This window comes from Halomonas sp. PBN3 (genome assembly GCF_000475415.1).
Classification (GTDB): domain Bacteria; phylum Pseudomonadota; class Gammaproteobacteria; order Pseudomonadales; family Halomonadaceae; genus Halomonas; species Halomonas shengliensis.
On sequence record NZ_AXCA01000224.1, the window covers coordinates 1 to 1,201 of the forward strand.

The window sequence follows — 1,201 nt, forward strand, 5'->3', positions numbered from 1 at the left end:
GCCCGAATATTGCACCAGGCATGAAAAAAGCGGCTGAAAATCGGTTATAATTCAAGAGCCTAACCAAGAATTAGCCGACACAGCCGCCATGACAAAATGTACCACGCCCACCGCCACCTTTCCACGCTGCAAAGGCCGTCAGATCACCGCCAGCTTCGATGGCGGCGAGGTCACCTCTGACGGTGGCATCCTGCTGCTGCGGCAGCTCGACCGCGAGATGGGCCTGACCCGCGCTATCGCTCGCCGGCTGAGTGATGACCGCGATCCTCAACGCTGCCTGCATCGCACCGAAACCCTGGTTCGGCAGCGCGTGTTTGGCCTGGCGCTGGGCTACGAGGATCTCAACGACCACCAGGCGCTGCGTCACGACATCGCCCTGCAGACCGCCGTCGATACCGACGGCGTGCTGGCCAGCCAGTCCACGCTGTGTCGCTTCGAGCAGCAAGCCGATCGGGACTGGGCGGTCACCATCCACGAGGAAATGATCGAGCAGTTCATCCGCTCGTTCCGGCGGCCACCCAAGAAGCCGCTCTACCTCGACTTCGATGCCACCGACGACCGGGTGCACGGCCAGCAGCTCGGGCGGCACTTCAACGGCTACTACAACCACTACATCTTTCTGCCGCTGTTCGTGTTCTGTGGCGATCAGCTGCTGGTCAGCTACCTTCGCCCGGCCTACCGAGATGCCGCCCACCACGCCGGCGCCATTCTTGCCCTGCTGGTTCGGCGGCTGCGCCAGGCGTGGCCTGAGGTAAAGGTCGTATTCCGCGGCGACAGCGGCTTCTGCCGCCCGCTGATCCTCAGTTGGTGCGAGCGCCACGGTGTCGACTACATCGTCGGCCTCGCCGGCAACCCGCGGCTGGCCAAGCTAGCCCTGGATATCGACTACGAGTCAGCTATCCGCTTCGAGAAGACCCGTGAGAAGCAGCGAGTCTTCGGCTTCATCGAGTACGCCGCCAAGAGCTGGAAGAAGCGCCGACGAAAGGTGGTCGTCAAATCCGAGACCAGTTGGCGTGGCTTCAACACCCGCTACGTGGTGACCAACCTGCGCGGCTGCAGCGCAGAGTGGCTCTACGACCACCGCTACTGCGCCCGAGGCGAGATGGAGAACCGCATCAAGGAGCAGCAGCTCCTGTTCTCAGACCGCACCAGCTGCCACCAATGGTGGCCCAATCAGTACCGACTGCTGCTCTCGGGGCTG

Annotated in this window: 1 protein-coding gene; it reads left to right on the forward strand. The window is 62.9% G+C overall.

Features of this window, described 5'->3' with window-relative positions:
- Window positions 1–88: 88 nt before the first annotated feature.
- Window positions 89–1,201, forward strand: a 1,113-nt coding sequence (locus Q673_RS35240; protein ID WP_023007526.1) for an IS1380 family transposase, incomplete at its 3' end; no start/stop codon positions are given.